The 18,067-nt window shown below is 70.7% G+C and carries 16 protein-coding genes and 1 pseudogene; 5 read left to right on the forward strand and 12 right to left on the reverse strand.

Going from position 1 to position 18,067, the window contains the following annotated elements; genetic code table 11:
- Positions 1-2: 2 nt before the first annotated feature.
- From AB0D85_RS41290 to AB0D85_RS41335, 10 genes are all read right to left on the reverse strand, one after another.
- Positions 3-2,114: a hypothetical protein gene (locus AB0D85_RS41290; RefSeq protein WP_362332578.1), complete on the reverse strand. Its 2,112-nt coding sequence runs from the start codon at positions 2,112-2,114 to the stop codon at positions 3-5.
- 8 nt (positions 2,115-2,122) lie between these two features.
- Entirely contained in the window at positions 2,123-2,578 is a 456-nt protein-coding gene (locus tag AB0D85_RS41295) for a phage tail protein (protein ID WP_362332581.1), read from the reverse strand.
- 20 nt (positions 2,579-2,598) lie between these two features.
- A complete protein-coding gene (locus tag AB0D85_RS41300) occupies positions 2,599-4,503 on the reverse strand; it encodes a phage tail sheath subtilisin-like domain-containing protein (protein ID WP_362332583.1) in 1,905 nt (634 codons plus the stop codon).
- Between the two features lie 108 nt (positions 4,504-4,611).
- On the reverse strand, positions 4,612-5,421 hold the full coding sequence (locus tag AB0D85_RS41305) for a hypothetical protein (protein WP_362332585.1): 810 nt from the start codon (positions 5,419-5,421) through the stop codon (positions 4,612-4,614).
- Complete coding sequence (locus AB0D85_RS41310; RefSeq protein WP_362332587.1) at positions 5,421-5,996, reverse strand: DUF4255 domain-containing protein; 576 nt, start codon at positions 5,994-5,996, stop codon at positions 5,421-5,423. Before AB0D85_RS41310 ends, AB0D85_RS41305 begins: the two co-directional genes overlap by 1 nt.
- 451 nt (positions 5,997-6,447) lie before the next feature.
- Positions 6,448-7,809 carry a CapA family protein gene (locus tag AB0D85_RS41315; protein ID WP_362332591.1) on the reverse strand — a complete coding sequence of 454 codons (1,362 nt, stop codon included), beginning with the start codon at positions 7,807-7,809 and terminating at the stop codon, positions 6,448-6,450.
- Positions 7,802-9,733, reverse strand: a complete 1,932-nt coding sequence (locus tag AB0D85_RS41320; RefSeq protein ID WP_362332594.1) for a CocE/NonD family hydrolase — start codon at positions 9,731-9,733, stop codon at positions 7,802-7,804. Before AB0D85_RS41320 ends, AB0D85_RS41315 begins: the two co-directional genes overlap by 8 nt.
- Positions 9,733-10,602 (reverse strand): transporter substrate-binding domain-containing protein, encoded by an 870-nt coding sequence (locus tag AB0D85_RS41325; RefSeq protein ID WP_362332596.1) that lies wholly within the window; start codon positions 10,600-10,602, stop codon positions 9,733-9,735. The genes AB0D85_RS41320 and AB0D85_RS41325 overlap by 1 nt, the downstream gene beginning before the upstream one ends.
- Positions 10,603-10,664: 62 nt before the next feature.
- Positions 10,665-11,450, reverse strand: a complete 786-nt coding sequence (locus tag AB0D85_RS41330) for an amino acid ABC transporter ATP-binding protein (RefSeq protein ID WP_362332599.1) — start codon at positions 11,448-11,450, stop codon at positions 10,665-10,667.
- Positions 11,451-11,453: 3 nt separating this feature from the next.
- Positions 11,454-12,221, reverse strand: a complete 768-nt coding sequence (locus AB0D85_RS41335; protein WP_362332601.1) for an amino acid ABC transporter permease — start codon at positions 12,219-12,221, stop codon at positions 11,454-11,456.
- 115 nt (positions 12,222-12,336) lie between these two features.
- Between AB0D85_RS41335 and AB0D85_RS41340 the strand changes: the two genes are divergently transcribed.
- A complete protein-coding gene (locus AB0D85_RS41340; protein ID WP_362332604.1) occupies positions 12,337-13,428 on the forward strand; it encodes a DUF5937 family protein in 1,092 nt (363 codons plus the stop codon).
- Here AB0D85_RS41340 and AB0D85_RS41345 read toward each other — a convergent pair.
- Entirely contained in the window at positions 13,418-13,816 is a 399-nt protein-coding gene (locus AB0D85_RS41345; RefSeq protein WP_362332607.1) for a hypothetical protein, read from the reverse strand. The genes AB0D85_RS41340 and AB0D85_RS41345 overlap by 11 nt on opposite strands.
- Before the next feature lie 104 nt (positions 13,817-13,920).
- Here AB0D85_RS41345 and AB0D85_RS41350 point away from each other — a divergent pair, with 104 nt between their 5' ends.
- The 3 genes from AB0D85_RS41350 (at position 13,921) to AB0D85_RS41360 (ending at position 16,055) form a co-directional block, all read left to right on the forward strand.
- Entirely contained in the window at positions 13,921-14,337 is a 417-nt protein-coding gene (locus tag AB0D85_RS41350) for a hypothetical protein (protein WP_362332610.1), read from the forward strand.
- A gap of 156 nt (positions 14,338-14,493) precedes the next feature.
- The gene (locus tag AB0D85_RS41355; protein WP_362332613.1) at positions 14,494-15,162 is read left to right on the forward strand and encodes an RICIN domain-containing protein; all 669 of its coding nucleotides are present in this window, start codon (positions 14,494-14,496) and stop codon (positions 15,160-15,162) included.
- Positions 15,163-15,335: 173 nt separating this feature from the next.
- Positions 15,336-16,055 (forward strand): G1 family glutamic endopeptidase, encoded by a 720-nt coding sequence (locus tag AB0D85_RS41360; RefSeq protein WP_362332616.1) that lies wholly within the window; start codon positions 15,336-15,338, stop codon positions 16,053-16,055.
- 653 nt (positions 16,056-16,708) lie between these two features.
- Here the strand turns inward: AB0D85_RS41360 and AB0D85_RS41365 are convergent.
- The gene (locus AB0D85_RS41365; protein WP_362332619.1) at positions 16,709-17,029 is read right to left on the reverse strand and encodes a hypothetical protein; all 321 of its coding nucleotides are present in this window, start codon (positions 17,027-17,029) and stop codon (positions 16,709-16,711) included.
- Between the two features lie 205 nt (positions 17,030-17,234).
- Between AB0D85_RS41365 and AB0D85_RS41370 the strand changes: the two are divergent.
- Positions 17,235-17,819 (forward strand): annotated as a pseudogene (locus AB0D85_RS41370) (transposase family protein); the annotation flags it as partial.
- Positions 17,820-18,067: the final 248 nt, after the last annotated feature.

Raw genomic sequence — 18,067 nt, forward strand, 5'->3', positions numbered from 1 at the left:
CGTCAGTTCTCCCGTACGTCGAGCAGGCCCTCGCCCGAGCGGACCAGGCTGATGGTGATGAACTCGACCGGATCGCTCGGCGCGATCTGGAGGGTGACGACCACGGCGCCCTCTCCCCCGTCGGCGGTCGCCACCTGGTAGGCCTGGAAAGCGCCCGCGGCGGCCATCGAGGCGAGGATCTGCTCGAACCTCATCCGGACGAGTTGCCGGAACCGTTCGTCGTCGGTCTGGAAGGTGTAGCGGCGGCCCTGGGCGAGCGCGGTCTTGCGGAGCAGGATCAGCAGACGGCGCACCGACAGCTGGAGCAGCGCCGGGTCGTCGGACAGGGTGTGCGCGCTCAGCGCGCTGATGGTCCCGGGGCGCCTGTGCAGCAGGTTCGCGTGCGCGTCGAACAGCCGGGCGCTCTCGACGGCGCCCAGTACGGAGGCGAGCTGGACCGGGCCGCGCATCGGCAGGTTCGCCGGGGCGATCCAGGCGCCGCGGGCCAGTTCGCGCGCCGCGATCGTCCCGGCGACCATGCCGTCGGGCGGTACCGAGCGCAGCGGCGTCGCGGCCAGGGGGTCGGTCTCCAGCACGCGCAGCCACGGGTGCCAGTAGCCCGCGTAGCTCAACGGCGACGTGCCGGACGCTCCGGCGTCGGCCAACCGCGGTCGGGCGCCCAGCCGTTGCCGCCAGCTCAGGACCTGGTCGGTGCCGTAGTGCGCCGGGACGCTGAGCAGCGCCACCTGGTCGCCGCGCGCCGCGCACATCGTCACCAGCGCGCTCTGGACGTCGATCAGTCCTGACTCGTCGTACCCGCCCGGATCGTCGAGGACGGGCGGGCCCGGCTCGGCCGCGGGCGCCGCCGGGGACCAGCCGAGGTGGGTCGCGTCGGGCACGGCGACCAGCGCGACCTCCTCGACGTCCAGCAGGGCGTGCAGGCCCGTGAGCCGCCGCGGAGCCGGCGACAGCACGCCGATCTGGGCCGCGTTCTCCGTCAGGTCGTACACGGTCGCCGCGGCCAGGTCGGGGTCGGTGAAGGAGCGTACGGGGAAGGTGCCGAGGTCGTCGGACCCGGCGGCCTGGTCGGGGCCGTCCGGCACGGACGGGTCGGCGGTGTCCGTGATGACGCCGGGCGGGTCCATCCCGACGGGCACGACGAGCCCGGTCGCCGCGGCCTGTGTGGCGGCGGCGTCCGCGCGCAGGAGCATGGACCGGCCGGTGTCGGGCGCCGGATCGCCCGCGGGCTGCATCACGTCCGTCCAGACGGGCCGCGTCGTGCCGGCGGCCGTGCCGGAGGGCGGGGTCGCGGCGGCGTTGAAGGCGAGGTCCGACCACCGGTCCAGCAGCAGCGAGCCGTCGGCGCGGCGTTGCCTGGCGATCAGGTCCATCCGCAGCAACACGGCCGAGGCGACGGCGAGTTCGGCGGGGAGGCCGTCGAGCCCGCCCGGGTCGGGCCGGTCGGCGGCGGAGTCCGTCCCTGCGAGGCAGGGCACCTCGGCGTCCATGGTCACCGCCGACGTGCCGGGGGCCAGGGACCGTACCCGCGTGTAGAGCAGCGGCCGGTCAGGGCCGAGGTCCAACCGGATCAGATCGCCCGGCTGGACCGGGGCCGGGGAGCCCGACGCCAGTACGAGGCGCCCCGGGTCCGTGGCGGTGGCCCGCTGGTACGGGCCCTGCAACGCCAGGGGGCGGACCAGGAGTTGGGTGCCCAGTTCCAGGCCGTTCGACCAGGCGCCGGGCCAGGCCGCCTCGACGGCGGCCCCTGAGTCGGTGCCGTCGGGCTGCCAGATCCGCACTCCCGGCACCGTCCACCGGGCGGGCCGGGCGTTCGGCCCGGCGACGCGCACGACGTGGCAGCGCTGTCCGCCGTTGTCGAAGAACGCCCTGACGGCCCCGGCCAGACGGGCGTGCACCGGCCGGCCCGCGTCGGTGGCCAGCACCAGTTCGCCGCCGAAGACGGCCGCGTACTGGTTCACGTCCTCCACCGCGACGGGCAGGTCGAGCGGGCCGCTCTGCGCGAACCCGACGAACGCCGCTACGTCGAGGCGCAGCGGCCGGTCGGCGGCGGGCGGTCCGGGAGCGCTGTCGACGCCGGGCAGGCGTCCCTGGAAGGTGAGTGCCGAGGCGGTCATGTCGCGTCCTACTCGATGCTCAGGTCTTCGACGGACAGGACGAGTTCCTCGACGGCGACCTCGGAGCCGGTCCTGGCGTTGAGGGCCGGGACGGTGTACCGCAGGGGGCGCGCGTTGAGCAGGGTCCAGGTCATCACCGGGCCGTTGTGCGCCTCGTCCTGCAACGACACGTGCACGGTACGCAGAAGGCCGTGGTCCCCGGTGCGGATCGCGTCGATCCACTGGTAGAGGTCGAGCGCGCCGAGCAGACCGCGCTTGAAGGTGACGTCGCCGACCTTGTAGACACCGTTCACCTTGACCGGGTGGTTGACCGGCGAGTTGCCGGCCCGGTACTCGGCGGAGGTCAGCTCGATGTTCATGCCACTGACCTCCTGGAAGCCGCCGCGCACGGTGCTCGCGTCGCCGGTGGCGAAGTCGACCAGGAAGTTGAAACCGCCGTACGGGTTGTCGCGTTGGGTTGCCATTGCCGCTCCTCAGGGGTTCGTCAGGCGCTCTGCGTCGCTGTCCACTGGCTGATCCGGAAGATGACGAACTCGGCGGGCTTGGCCGCCGCGACGCCGATGACGCAGATCAGCCGCCCGTTGTCCAGGTCGTCGGCGGTCATCGTCGAGGCGTCGCACCGGACGAAGTACGCCTGTTCGGGCTTGGCGCCGAGCAGCGCCCCGCTCTTCCACTGGTCGAACAGGAAGCCCTCGACCGTGTGCCGGACGGCGTCCCAGAGCGCGGGTCCGTTGACCTCGAAGACCACCCACCGGGTGCCCTCGTCGATCGACTTCTCCAGGAAGTTGAAGTACCGGCGGACGCTGAGGTACTTCCACTCCGGGTCGTCGGAGATGGTCCGGGCGCCCCAGGCGAGGAAGCCCGAGCCGGGGAAGAAGCGCAGGCAGTTCACGCCCTGCGGGTTGAGCAGTTCCTGCTGCGCCTTGTTCAGCCGGGTCTCGAAGTCCAGAGCGGAGCGGACGACCTCGTTCGCCGGGGCCTTGATCACGCCACGGCTGTTGTCGCTGCGCGCCCAGATCCCGGCCAGGTAGGCGGCGGGCGGCGCCTGGACGCGGCTGCCGTCGGTGGGGCTGCTGACGGTGATCCAGGGGTAGTACAGGGCGGCGTGCGTGGAAGACCGCTGGTTGCGGAAGTCCAGTGCCTCGCCCGGCAGTTGGCCGGGCGGGGTGTCGAGTGCGGCGACCCGGTAGACCATCCGCTCGCAGTGGTCGATCACCGAGTCGGCGATCGCGTGCGCCGCGTCCAGTCCGGCGGCCCCGGCGACCCAGCCCGTGGCGGAACCGGGCGCGGCGACGATCGAGATGTCGTCGACCGACTCGAAGGCGACGAGCCCGTTGAACGGCAGCGCGGTGGGGTCGGCCTGGTAGTCGTCGAAGCCGACCGGATCCCCCTGGTACGCGGTGACGCCGGGGACCCTCCCGTCGGTTCCGCCGCCGAGGGTGACGACGCGCTGCCGGGCGGCCAGCGGGGCCGTCGCCGAGCCGCTGGTCCCCAGGATCTCGTTGTCGAACAGGGCCAGCGCGATGGCCGTGGGCAGGCTGTCGGCCGGGGCGTCCGCGTCGAGCAGACCCGCCACGCCTTCGAGGGCGATCGGCACGGTGAGGGCGCCGCGGCGGGTGGGCGGGTTCGCGGTCAGGACGGTGCTGATGCCGGTGCCGACCGCACGTGGGTCGAACCCGAACTCGCCGATCGCCTGCGGGGCGCCGAAGGCCGGCAGGCCCGTCGGGTCGACGGTCGGGTGCTGGACCTCCACCAGGGCGGTGAGCGGGTACACCGCGGTCGCCTCGTCCAGCGGCAGTTCGAAGCCGCCGACGAGGGTCCAGCCGCCCGTGGCGGTGTCGCGGCGGACGACGAACACGCCGCTCTCGTTCGGGGACTGCCGGGTCGCCCACACGGTGTCGAACTCCCGCACCCGGGTCAGGGTCTTCGTCCCGGCCGGGGTCGAGGCGAGGGCGTTGGTGCCCGCCCGCAGGGTGAGGACGACCCGCAGGTTCCCGGCCCGCCCGGGGAAGCGGGCCCGCACCGACAACTGGGCCGGTCCGGAGGTGTCCCGGGGCACGACGGCGAAGCCGTGGTCCTGCCCCGGGGTGCCGGGGGTGGTGTAGGCGTACGTCCGCATCACGTAGAGGCTGCCGCCGCCCTCGTCGAAGAAGCCCTTGACGCCGAGCGCGAGGTAGTTGGGGAGCGGGCCGCCGCCGAAGTCGAGGTCGACCGCGTCACCGTAGATGCGCACGAAGTCCGCGTAAGAGGTGAGCAGTTCGGGCCGTCCGCTGGTCGGGCCGAACCGGGTGGGGCCGATGAAGGCCGCCGTGCTGGTACTGACTCCCTGGATCGTCCGGGGGCCGGGTGTCTCTTCGACGTAGACACCGGGTGCTAGGTACTGGGGCATGCTCGGCTCGCCTCCGCGGCTGGTTCGACTGGGGTGGCATTCCTGTGGTTCGTGGGAGTCATCGGGGTCAAGGGGTCATCAGGGCCAAGGGGCCATCGCGGGCGGGGGTCATGCGGGCACCACCGTGATCGGCAGCACCAGCGGGGCGCCGAACACGAGCGTCGCGGTGACGGTCGGCCTCGGCCCGCCGCCCAGGTCGATCCCCGCGGCCGTCTGGCCGAGGATCGAGTCCAGGTAGGGCGGCCCGGGTGGCGCCGCCGGCGCCGCCGCCGGGGTCCGCAGCGTGCCCGGCGCGCTGCGGACCCCGATGGTGAGCGGCCAGGTGACCGCGCCGAGGCCGCCGCCGGCCGACGGTGCGCCGGGCAGGGCCGGCAGGGCCTCGGGGTAGGGGAGGTAGAGCAGGAACCTGCCGTGGGCGTCGCTGACGGTGGTGTACGGGACCGTGTCGGCGGCCACCTCGACCACGGCCCAGGCGACCGCGCTCCGGTCGGCAGCCCGTAGTTCGCCCCGTACGACCGCCCAGCCGGACGGCGCCGAACGCCCCGGCGCCGAGTACAGCGGTACCTCGACGGGCGCGCCCACCGGCACCTGGGCCAGCAGCGTGACCGGCAGATAGCGGCGCCCGTGGTCGGTCACCCGGACGGTGAACGGCTCGGGCGCGGCCGGGGCGGGCCAGTCCAGGGGGGCGCCGCCGGTGGAGAAGGCCCGCTCGTACGGGCGTTGCCCCGGCAGCCCGCCGAAGCCCAGCAGGCTCGACACCGGCGACGGGACCGCGGGGTACGTCGTCGCCGGGTCGCTCCCCCGCCACGCCACCGCGCTCAGGCCGTCGCCGACAGCGGCCGCACTGACCGCGTCGAAGCAGCGCAGCGCCAGCGGGGCGCGGTACCCCGTCCGCTCGCGTTCGCCGAGGACGCCCATCAGCCGGCCGCCGTCGCCACGGACAGCTCGCGCACCTGGACGGGTGCGCCCTGCGCATCGACGAGATCGGACTCGACGCGGACGACCCGCGCGATGTACGGCACGGACAACTGGAGGCTGCCCGGCAGGACCTGCCAGAGCAGGAAGACGTCGTTGTTGCTCAACTCCATCGGGACCAGCTCGACGGTCTCCGCGGCCCGGAACACGCCCGGCGCGGCGGCGTTGAGGAAGCCGGACGACAGCACGGGGTTGTCGGCGATCGCCCGCATCGCCCACCCGAGCAGATCGTGCTCGGTGGACGCGTCCTGCCCCCACGCGGTGAGCAGGAACGACACCCGCACGGGCAACGGCCGCCGGTGGTCCGGCTCGGCCGACGGCAGCGTGCGCTGCACCTGGTCGACGTTCACCTGGTACACGAACACCGACACACCCTGCGCCATCGGTGTGGAGAAGTCCTTGCCCTGGTACACCTCGAACCGCGGCTCGATGCCGCCCAGCAGTGCCGGCTGCCACGCCTGCCGCAGCAGCCGCGCGACCGCCTCGGCCACTGATCCGATCGACTGGTAGTTCGCCACCGCACTGGTCCCTCCCTCGGCCCGTCACCCGAAGGTGCCAGCACCCCCGTGACCGCGCCGTCACGGACACGTCACGCTCGACTGCCGTCGGGTGCACGGGCGTTGCACAGCGATCCGCGAGCTCCGGACCGTGCCGGTGCCGATCCGCCGCGAAACGCCCGCCGACATCCCAGCCGTACACTCGCGTTCGCGCTCGCCGGACAGGGGGACCCTTCCCCACCGAGGTCACAGACGGGGGTGCCCGCAGGGCCGGCCGAGCCGACATTCACCCGGGCAGGCGCATCCTCATCCGCCCAGCCACACCGGCCCACCACCACGCCCCACGCGCCCCACGCCCCGGTAGAGAATGAGGACCGTGTGCGATTGCTATCAGCGATCCCGGTCCGCCCATGACGCTATGAACGTCAGCGGTGCGGTCCCGTACCCAGGCCGCCGTGCCACGCGCAGGCGGTCAGAGGCTGAGGTGGCCGATCCCCTCCTTGATCGTGATCTCGGTTCCGAACGGTTTCGAGAGCCGCTGCAGACGCTGGAGAATCCGGTCCGCGACGGGCGGGTCGGCCAGTCGGGGAATTCCGCGGTCGGCGTCACGCGGGCCCTCCCAGTGCAGTTCGGCGGGGTGCAGTTCGACGGCATGCAGGGTGCCGCGGCTGTCGTACTGGCTGAGTGCGATGACGGACTCGTACCAGATCTGCTCGCCGAAGACGCCGTGAACGCGTTTGCGTTCCAGGAACTCGGCCTCGGTCTCGCCAGGGTGGGGGGCGTCCTTGTCGTAGGCGCCCGGGGTGAGTGGCTGTTGGGTGTTCTCCATGAAGAAGAAGTTGCCGAGGGAGTAGAAGATCGGGCGGCCTCGGTAGACCTCGATGCCGCGCAATTGGTGCGGGCCGTGGCCGATGAACGCGTCGGCGCCGTTATCGATGGCCTCGCGGGCGATGAGGGGGAGGAAGTCGGGCGGGTCCTGGCTGTAGTTGCCGGGTTCGTGGGTGTGCATGGTCGCGATCGTGAAGTCGGAGGTCTGCTTGGCCTGCCGGACGGCGCGCAGCACCTCGCGGCGGTCCGACTCGTGGACGGTGAAGCGGAATTCGACGTCGTCGGGGTGGGGGCCCGGGCCGGGTTTGGCCGTGTAGCGGGTACCGAAGAGCGTGACCGTGTCGTCTCGGCGGTCCGCCTCCAGTACGGAGGCGCGTACGGAACCGGGCGGCAACGCGTCGCGGATCAGGGCGAGTTCGCGCAGCCGCCCGGCGGGGACGGCGACGTACCGTGTGGTGCGCAGGGCGTTGACGCCGGGGCGGCCCGGAACCCGGCCCAGCGGGTCGGCGGCGCGGGACATGGCCTCGAAGCGGGAGGCGACGGAGACCAGCGAGACGCGGCCGGCCGGGGTGGTCAGGAACCGGGGGGCACGGGCGTCGGCAAGGTTGTCGCCGGTGCCGGCGTGCACGATGCCGGCCTCGGTGAGCAGCCGGTCGGTGGCGCGCATGCCTGCCACGCCCCAGTCGGTGGTGTGGTTGTTGGCCCGGGACACCATGTCGAAGCCGATCCGGCGCAGGTCGGCGGGCACTCGCGGGGTGCTGATCAGCCACGAGCCGCCGGACTCGGCCTCCGGCCAGCCGCCGAATGCGGTCGGGTCGACGGCGGTGCTCTCGAAGTTTCCGAAGGTCACGTCGGCGGAGCGCAGCAGTTGCAGCATGCGGGGCGAGCGGGTTTCGAGGAGCGGAGCGAGCGCGTCGTCGAGGACCAGGTCGCCGACCGCGGCCAGGGTGAAGCCGTCGCGGACGCCCGCGTCCCGCCAACTGGCGGACAGCGTTCCGTCATGCATGCGGGGTGCCTTTCCCGCCGAGGACCGGCAGAGTCAGCCAGGAACGGCCGCCCATATGGACCCGGTTGGTCGCGACGACCTTGCGCCGCTCGCCGACCTCCGTGCCGCCGGTGTTGGAATTGACGTCGAAGCGGGGGAAGTTGCTGGAACTGACGTCGAGCCGGATCCGGTGCCCGGCGAGGAACAGGTTCGCGGTGTCCGGCGCCTCGACGGTGATCTCGTACGTCTCGCCCGGCACCATCGGCTCGGGATCGCTGAAGGAGTCGCGGTAGCGGCAGCGCAGGATGCCGTCGGTGAGGTTCATCGCGAAGCCCTGCGGATAGTCGGCGCTCGGCGGATGGACGTCGACGAGTTTGATCGTGAAGTCGGTGTCCGGGGCGCTGGAGGAGATCGTGAGGCGCACGCTGACGGGGCCGGCGACGGCGAGGTCCTCGGTGAGCGGTGGGGTCTGGAAGACCAGCACGTCGGGCCTGCTGTCGAGGGGCAGATGGGGCTCGGTGGCGCCGAAGAACCGTGCGTCGGGGTGCTGGTGGAAGGCGCCCCCGCTCATCACCGGCTCACCGGAGGTGACTTGACCGCCGAGGGTCGGCACAGGATCGCGGGGGTCGAAGTCGTACTCCAGGAAGGACCGGGAGGACGGGGAGAACGGGGAGAACGGGGAGGGCATGGAGGACGGGGAGCTCTCGGGTGCCCCCTCCGAGAGGGTTCCCGCGGCGCCCAGTGCGAAGGTGACGATCCGGGTCTCCTCCGGCGGCCAGGAGGCCGCGGTGCACCAGTGACCGCCGTGGTCGAGCCGTCCCTCGGCGGTGCGTCGGCCGGAGCCGCCGCCCATGAGGAAGTACCTGACGGGAGGCGGCGGTTCCGTCATGCCGTCCGGGGCGAGGTGGGCGTCGAACCAACTCAGCCGCATGGCCGCGTAGTTCCCGGCGAGGCTGCCGTCCAGGCGGGCGTCCGGCCCGAAGTCGACGTCACCGGCGAAGGAGTCGCTGCGCCTGCCGTGGGTCCACGGACCGAGGACCAGGTAGGCGGGGCTGGTCTTCTTGCGGCCCAGTTCGCGGAAGTTCTCCGTGGCCGTGCGGATGTAGGGGTCGTACCAGCTGGACATGTGCAGGCTGGGGACGTCCGGGAAGGCGTCGTAGTAGCCGCGGGCGTAGATGCCGGGCTGCTGCCAGTACGGGCCGAACGCGCCGTTCTCCCACTGCTCCAGCAGGTAGTCCTCGTACTCCGGCACGAACCGGAGCGGGCTCGCCCCGCGCCGCCACGGCATGCGCGTGAACCAGGCGGCCAGGTCCTCCGAGTCCAGGGTGGCGCGCAGGGTCGGGTCGGCCCGTACGGTCTCGCTCAGCTTGGCCCGGTGGAACGCCCAGGTGGCCTGCTTGAGTTCGAACGCTCCGCCCATGCGGGTGCCCGCCTCGTAGGCGCTGGCGAAGCCGCCGGAGTCGAGGAACATCGCGGCCAGGTGCGGTGTTCCGAGCGAGGCGAGAGCGGCCTGGGCGTGCGCGGAGTAGGAGACGCCCATGGTCGCCACCCTGCCGTCGCACCAGGGCTGTTCGGCGATCCACTCGACGGTGTCGTAGCCGTCGGTGGCCTCGTTGAGGTACTTGACGAAGGTGCCCTCGGAGTCGCCGCGGCCCCGGCAGTCCTGCCGTACGACGCGGTAGCCGCCCCGGGTGAACACCTCCGCCACGGTCTGAGGCGCGGGCGGGTTCTCGCCCCCGAGGGCGCCGTCGGAACCCCTCGCCTCCCGGCGGCCGTATGGTGTGCGCTCCATCAGGACCGGACCCGGGCCGGGATCGGGACGGTCCGCGTAGACGTCCGCGATGAGCAGGACGCCGTCCCGGGCCGGTATCCGCAGTACGCTCCGCCAGCAGGAGCGGCCGCCGGGCAAGGACACCCGCCGCCATTCGTTCTCGGTCTCCGGCATCACTTGGCTCCGGGGAACTGGGCGGCGAGCGCGGGCCACGCGGCGATGAGTTCAGGCTCCGGCTGGGTGCTGAAGTACTTGCGGTAGAGCTTGGCGTAGGTGCCGTCCTTCACCATCGAGGCGATCTCCTTGTCGAGAGCCTTGAGGAAGGCCGTGTGGTTCTTGGGCACGGCCATCGAGGTCGGGTGGTCCACCGGTGCGGAGGCCGCCTGCCGCAGGCCGGAGTACTGCTTCATGAACTCCGTCGCGTCCGGGCCGCCCACCAGGAAGGCGTCGATCTGGCCGTTGAGGAGTTGGCTCACCGCGGCGTTCTGGGTCTGGAAGCGGACCGGGTCCGCCTTGGGGATCTTCACCGGCAGCTGCGCCTCCTGCGAGGAACCGGTGACGACTCCGACGCGCTTGCCGTTGAAGCCGTCGAAGGTCGAGATCTTGCTCGACTTGGCGGTCAGGACGACGACGGTGCTCCAGAACAGGGGCTTGGTGAAGCTGACGCTCTTCTGCCGTTCGGCGGTCACGCCGAGACCGGAGGAGGCCAGGTCGAACTGGCCCGCGGTCAGCCCCGTCAGCGATCCGGTGACGGTCGTGGCCTTGTAGTCGACCTTGAGGCCGAGGCGCTTGGCGGCTTCGTCGGTCACGTCGATGATGAAACCGGCCGGCTTGCCGGAGTCCTCGGCGTACGCGAAGGGCGGCTGGCCCGTCTGCGTGGCGGATCTGATGGTGCCGGCCTCGATCAGACCGTACGGGTTGTCGTCCCCGGATGTGCCGGTACCGCTCCCGCAGCCTGCCAGCACGAGGCCGGACAGGGCGATGGCCAGAAGCGAGCGGCGAGGTCTCGTAGCAGAACGGGAGGAAAGGGGTGCGGTAGGCATGGCGAACTCCTTGAGCGATTCGATGGTGAGGAGGGGAGAGTGCGGCCGCGGAGCGTGCGCCGTCAGAGCACCCGGGCGAGGAACTCGCGCAGCCGTGCCGTCTCGGGGTGTTCCAGCGTCGGGCGGGCCGGGCCCGACTCGGCGACGCGGCCCTCGTCCATGAAGACCACCCGGTCGGCGACCTCACGGGCGAAGCCGATCTCGTGCGTGACGGCGATCATCGTCATACCGGAGTCGGCGAGCAGCCGCATGACGTCGAGTACGTCCTTGACGAGCTCGGGGTCCAGCGCCGATGTGGCCTCGTCGAACAGCATGACCTCAGGCTTCATCGCCAGCGCCCGGGCGATCGCCACGCGCTGCTGCTGGCCGCCGGAGAGCTGACTCGGCCGGGACTGCGCCAGGTCGGCCAGGCCGAGCCGACGCAGCTGGGACATGGCGGTCTCGTCAGCAGCGGCCCGGTCCATCTTCAGGACCTTGCGCAGAGCCACGGTCACGTTGTGCAGCACGCTCAGGTGCGGGAACAGGTTGAAGTGCTGGAAGACCATGCCCACCCGGGTGCGCACCGCGTCGACATCCACCCCGGGGCCGGTGATCAGGTCGCCGCCCAGGCGTATCTCGCCGGCCGTCGGCGGCTCCAGCAGGTTCATACACTTCAGGAGGGTGGACTTCCCGGAACCCGACCGGCCGATGACGCACACGGTCTCGCCCGCCGCCACATCGAGGTCCACGCCACGCAGCACCTCCACATCGCCGTAGCTCTTGTGCAGGGCACGGACGCCGACCGCCGCCACAGGGCCCGTACCGGTGTCGAGGGCGAGGGCATTCTTCTGGGACAGGATGTCGGACATCGCTCAGGCCTCCAGCACGGACGGGACGGGCGGAACCGCGGTCGGCGTGGGGCCGGCCGCAGGCCTTTTCGGCTTGCGGCCGCCGGTCCGCAGGCGCAGGTCGAGCCGGTTCACGAGATAGGTGAGCGGGATCGTGAGCAGCAGGTAGCAGGCACCGGCGGCCACGAGGGCGGAGGAGTTGTACGTCGCGGCCTGGCGCTCCTGCGCGATGAAGTAGAGCTCGCGCTGCCCGACACCGAGCCCGAGCAGATACACCAGGGCGCTCTCCTTGATGTCGATGATGAACTGGCCCGCCAGCGCGGGCAGTACGTTGCGTACGCCCTGCGGAACGACGATCACCCGCATCGCGGTCAGATAGGACATGCCGAGGCTGCGCGCCGCGCTCAACTGCCCGGGCGGCACGGCCTGGATGCCGGACCGGAAGATCTCCGCCAGGTAGGCCGCCGATATGAGGCCGATGGCGAGCACCGCGTAGCCCAGCGGTTCCCGCCCGAAGGGGCGGATCCCGGCCGCCGGCAAGCCCAGGCCGACCAGGCTGACGGTCACGATCGCGGGCAGACCGCGGAAGATGTCGATGTAGAGGCGGGCGGGCAGCCTCACGAACCGGCGGTGCGACAGCAGCAGCATCGCGAGGAGCACTCCCAGGACGACGCCCATGACGATCGCCAGCGAGGCGATCAGCAGGGTGTTGCGCAGGCCCTCGGTCAGCAGGACGGGGAACGCCTTGAACAGTTCGTCGGGGTCGAAGAACGTTTGCAGAAACAGGTGCATCGGCCGGAGCCTCTCGCTGCTCGGAGCGGAATTGGACGCAGCCTAGGTCTGCCGGTCTGCCGTGGCGCCGATGCTTACCGCGGGCGCGGTAAGCATCGGCTGTACGCTGCGGGGCATGGCCGTGGTCATCACCTTGCAGGGCGTCGTCCCGGCGGATGTCGCGGTGGGGCTCTCACCGATGGCCGAGCTGATGGCGTGCCTGCACTCCATCGCCGAGCCCGAGCACCACCTCGACGTACGCCCATGGCTGGAACGCGTGAGCGCCGAGCTGTCCCCGGAGTCCAAGAGCCTGCTCGCGGTCTACGCACCACTGTGGAACCGGCGGCGCTGCCGGGCCCTGCTGCCGCTGGCACTGCCCCTGGGAAGAACACTGGAGCAGGAACTCGGCCGCCTCGAGGCGCTGCCCTTGGACGAGTTCGTGACCGTCGTCGCGCCCGGCGTCCACGGCGGTGTCTTCGACACCCGCGATCTGCTCACCGACGAAACCGTCCGCAGCGCCTACGTCCTCTCCAGCGAACGGCGCTCCTTCAGCCGGGGCGAACTGGCCCGCAGGCTGCTCCAGACCCCGGAGCAGATGCGCGCCGGGCTGCTGGAACTGCTGCGGCGCTGCGCCGCCGAGTTCTTCGACGCCGAATGGGCACGGGTGCAGCACCGGCTGGAGAGCGAATGCACCCGCGTACGGGCCCGCATCCAGGCGCTGCCGCTGCCCGAGGCTCTCGCCTCACTCAGCCCGAACGCCGTCGTCGGGCAGAACCCGCCCGCTGTCGTCTTCGACAAACTCCAGTCGCTGAGAGCCGACCTGCGCGGCCGTCGCTGTCTGCTGGTGCCGTCCGCGCACGCCCGCCCACACCTGATCGTCAAGGACGATCCGCCCTATCCCGTCGTCGTGCACTTTCCCGTCGAACGGACGGACAGCACGAATCCGGTGGAACGGGCCACACTGGCACAGGTACGGCTCCGGCTGGCGATCCTCTCCGAACCCGCGCGACTGGAACTCTGCCGACATCTGGTGAACGAACCGATCACCACGTCGGACCTGTCCGTACGCACGGGAATGACCCTGCCGCAGGTCTCCCGCCACCTCGGACGACTGCGCGAAGCCGGCCTGCTCACCTCCCGCAGGGACGGCCGACAGATCTACCACCGGCTCGACACCGACTGCCTCATGCACCTCGGCGTGGACGTACTGACCTCGATCATCCGCTGAAGAACCCGAGTCCGTGGCGAGTGCCGAGGCTGCTCGCCCCGGCCAGTTCGGGGGCGAGCCGCGGTGCTCGCCCCCCGACGATCAAGACCGTTTGTCCGGGGTGCTGCTGCAGGTCGCCGGAGGCCACCGCGCGATCGCGCAGGGCTTGCAGGGCTTGCAGGCTGATGCGCGCCCCCGCCTCGTCTTCGACGTGCCATTCGTTCATGCCTTGGCAGGTCTTGGTGCCGCGGGCGACGGCCCGCCTGTTTCGTCGGCCCGGCCATAGGGGGGTGCCGCCGGTTGCGGTGAGGACGATGCCGCCGTCTTCGTCGATGGTGGCCCAGTGGTCGATGGAGCGGTCGGTGAGCACGATGCGTGTGCCGGCGGTGAGGATGCGGGCGGCGACCATTCTGGCGACGGCTGGGCGTGTTGCGGCAGACGGCTCGTCGGAGCCGCCTGGTTCACCGGGCATGGGGATGGGCAGGCCCAGACGCTCGCGGTCGCGTCTGCGTCGTGGAGGAGCAGCACATCGTCTACCGGTCCGGCGGCGGCTCCGGACAGCCCGCGGTGGCTCCCGACGACTCCGCCGTCCCCCGGTCCACCGACGTCTGGCGGCTTCCGCTGCGACCGGACCCCGCGCTGTTGTTCCGCTTCAGCGCCCTCACCGCCAACGCTCACCGCATCCACTACGACACTCCGCACGCCCGGGACGGGGAGGGCTACCCCGGACTCGTCGTCCACGGCCCTCTGCTTGCCCTGCTCATGTTCGAACTGCCTCGCCGCCACTCGCCGGGATCCCGGGTTCGTTCCCTGTCCTACCGGCTGCGGCGAGCACCGGGAGGAACAGCACGCCACAGCGGAGGTGACCTTCGCGTGAGCGTCCCCGCCGAGCTGGGGGCTCCGCACCGCGCCGCCGGTTCGTTCCGGTAGATCTTCCGGTGGTCCGTCCCGTCGTTCTTCCTGGTGACCCTGTCCGCATCGATGTTTCGCTGTACGCGGTCAAGCAGCCGCTCCTCCTGGTCAAGTGCGGGAAGGTGCCACGCGGGACCGATGCCGGTGCACATCTGACGCCAAGAACGGAGAGCCATGCGGACTCGCACCCAGCAGCACGGATCGACCACCTCAACCACACGAGGTCAGCGGATCAAACGCGTCGCGGTCGCGGTCGCCATCGCGGCGGGAGCGCTCCTCGCGCCGGGGACCACGGCCATCGCCGCCGCCGACTCCCAGGCGTCCACGCTCAGTTCGGCCGACGCGGCGAGCGGTCCGGTGAACCTGTACAACCAGTGGACCGGCAAGTGCGCGGACCTGCCCGGCTACGGCCCGGCTCCGGCCAACACGGGGGTCACCCAGTACAACTGCGACTACACCGACGCGGACAACCAGCGGTGGAGCATGGTGCCGACGCGCACGGTCGGCTCGTTGAGCCTCTTCGAGTTCGTCAACACCAAGAGCAACCTGTGCCTCGACCTGCCCGGGTACGGTGCGGCCCCCACCAGTTCGGCCGTCAGCATCTTCGGCTGTGCCTCCGACCCGTCCCGCGACAACCAGGAGTGGTGGCTCAACGACGTCGACGCGAAGGGCGACTACCAGGTCGTCAACTACCAGGACGGCCTCTGCCTCGATGTCAGCGGCTGGGCGAGTGACGGTTCCGACCTGGCCAACAACACCAGTCTCACCGTCTACCCCTGCTACAACTCCTCCTGGGGCAACAACGGTTGGGACGACCACCTCTGGAACCTGCGCAGTTCGTGACGGCGAAAGCCGCGATCTGACCGCCCACCCTGACCGGTCACCCTGACCTCTCACTCTGAGCGCTCACGACGGCGCCGGCGAGTACGTCACCATCACCGGCGCCGCCCGTCCCGCGCGTCTCCCACCCCTCTCCCACCCCTTTTGACCAACGGACTTTTCCAGACGGAGTCGTCATGCCCGCGAGAGTTCCAGCCCGTGTCTTCGCCATAGCCTCGGCCGTCATCACGGCCGGCGCGCTCACCGGCCCGGCGGTCGCCGCGTCACCGGATTCCGCCGCCGATGTCTACTCCTCCAACTGGTCCGGTTACGCGGCATCCGGCTCCGTGGGCGACTACGCCGCGGTGTCCGCCACCTGGATCCAGCCGGCGGTCACCTGCGGCTCGACCAACAGTTACTCCTCCTTCTGGGCCGGCGTCGACGGCTACAGCACCTTCGTGCTGGAACACACCGGCACCGAGGCCGACTGCATCAACGGCGTGCCCACCTACAGCGCCTGGTGGGAGGCGTACCCCGCGGCCCCGGCCAGGTACTCGGACCCGGTCCGGCCCGGCGACCAGATCACCGCCACGGTGTCCTACGCCGGCAGCAGCTCCGTCGTGATGACGCTCATGGACTCCACCCAGGGCTGGACAAAAACCGCCCGGAGCCCTCGCCCCTCCGGCCCCGTCATGACCTCCGCCGAGGTCATCGTCGGGGAGTCCCCGTTCGGTGGCACGACCACCGACCTGGCCGACTTCGGCACCGTGAACTTCAAGGACTGCACGACCAACCTCAGCACCCTCGGCAGCGTGTCCCCGAACCGGATCGTCATGGTCGGCAGCGGCGGCACGGTCAGGGCACAGCCGGGCACCATCTCGGGCAGCACCTTCAGCGACACATGGCAGCACGCCTGACACGTCGGGCGGGACACCACGGACGTCGGGCGGGACATCCCAGGCGTCCCGCGGAAGCCTTTTCCCGGTACGACTGATCCACCCGCCCGGGTGGATCAGCATTCCGCCACGGGCCGCACCCCGCCCGGCGCGTCTGTAAACAGTGTGGTTTCGTCCTCAGACCGTTCTACTGATGGGTCGTCATTCCACGCTGAAGGCCGTCCTGCGCCTCGCCGCCGCCTTCCTCCCGTCCGCTGTGGTCACGCCGGCCGCGCCCACTGGTCCGAGTCGGTTTGGTCCAGTGATGCTCCCGGGCCGTTTCACGGTCTTGCCCACGTCGTAGCGGGTGTCGGGCCATTACCGGTTATCCGAACCAAGTGGCCTTCCAAGCAAGGCTCTCAGTCTCCGACTGAAGGGCTCAGTCACGTTGATGAGCCGCAGCATGGCAGGTGTCACCTTCACGTCGGCCGAGCTGCGGCTTCGCCCTGGTGAGGCACGATGGTTGTCGCCGGGGAGGCGCGGTGTCTGTCACTTGTCACCAGCAGTGCGCAAAGCAGCATCGGCGTCACGAGCTCCGGCACTCCGCCAGTCGTCTGCACTGCGCAGCAGCCCCGGCGAGCAGAGGCTGTGTCAGCACCCGTGCGCCCGACCAAGGCGGAAGCCGCTCCAACCTGTCACAGACCGGCGATGTCCCCGGCCTTCTTGAGCACGGACTCGAGCCTGTCCATCGCCGCGTTGTGCCGCCTCGCGCGTGCCGCCTTGTCCGCCGGTACCAGGCGCGCGGCAGCCTCCACGGCGTAGGCGTCGGGGTCGCCGAAGGCAGTCCGTGGGTGCTCTCCCGTTTCGGCGCAGTGCGCCGTGACTTCCTTGACCGCCTGGAGTATGACCGCCCGGTCCACACCCGGCTGCATGACCAGCCGTACCTGCAAACGCGCCATCCACTTTTCGCGGTCCTTCTCCCTCGCCGCGTCCGTCGTCTGGTCCTTCTTCGCCATGTGCTCTCCCAGGTGATCAACAACCGTCCGTCATGGAGTTTGACGCCCAGGCATCGAAGTGGGTTGCGGAAACGAGAATCTGACGAGTTCCAGGTGACTGCCGGGAGGCCACGCCAGCTCTGCCGACCGGGTCACTGCGGCAGAACATGACACATCACAGATGCATGGCGCAGCTTCTACCCGACCCATGCGCGGGGTCCCCACGCAGATCGCCGCAGAGTTCAGCATCTCGGCCGGCGCTGCCCGTGCCTGCACCAGCGCGGTCATCGATCTCCTGGCCGCCCGCGCGTCGGGCCTGTTGCGCGCTCCGCGCGAGGCGGACCCCGAGTTCGTCCTGCTCGACGGCATCCTGATCAAGTGCGACCGCCTCGGCGAGGACCGGGCCGACTACTCGGCCAAGCACCGCCGATATGGAGTGAACGTTCAGATGGTCACCGATCCTCGGGGCGAGGTGCTGTGGCTCTCGTCGGCCGTGGCGGGGAGCTGCCGCGAACTGACCTCGGCCCGCACCCACCGGATTATCCGGATCTGCGAGCGGCAGGTGGTGCAGATCCTGGCCGATCCCTCCTACATGGGTGGCGGCACGTGGGTGGCCATGTCGGCCAGACGGCCCGCTGGAGGCGAGCTGTCGCTCAGCGAAGAGACCGTCAACCAGGCGGTGTCCAGGGCGCCGGCGCCGGTCGAGCGGGGAGTCGCCCGAGTGGAGTCCTCACGGAACTTCCGCAGAGCCCGGTGCAGTCCGGATCGAAGGGCGCCAATCGCCGCAGCGATCGTCACCCTGGCGTGGTAGCGCTGAAAGTGCTCATTCACTCAAGACCGCTGGAGAATCGAAGTCAAGTCAAGCAGGCAGAGTGAGCAGCCGCCCACACCGGGCACTTTTCAGTACCCCCTCTCTTGACTAGCAAGCTCCTCAATAATAGTGTGACCGGTCGGTACAGGATACTTCTGTGATGGTTTCCTGAATCCATAGGGCGTCACGGATTTCGAGCCCAGGTCCATCTGCATGGCTGATGGTTTCCTGGTGCTTGTGGCGCCGAC

Source organism: Streptomyces sp. NPDC048277 (assembly GCF_040652235.1).
Taxonomy (GTDB): domain Bacteria; phylum Actinomycetota; class Actinomycetes; order Streptomycetales; family Streptomycetaceae; genus Streptomyces.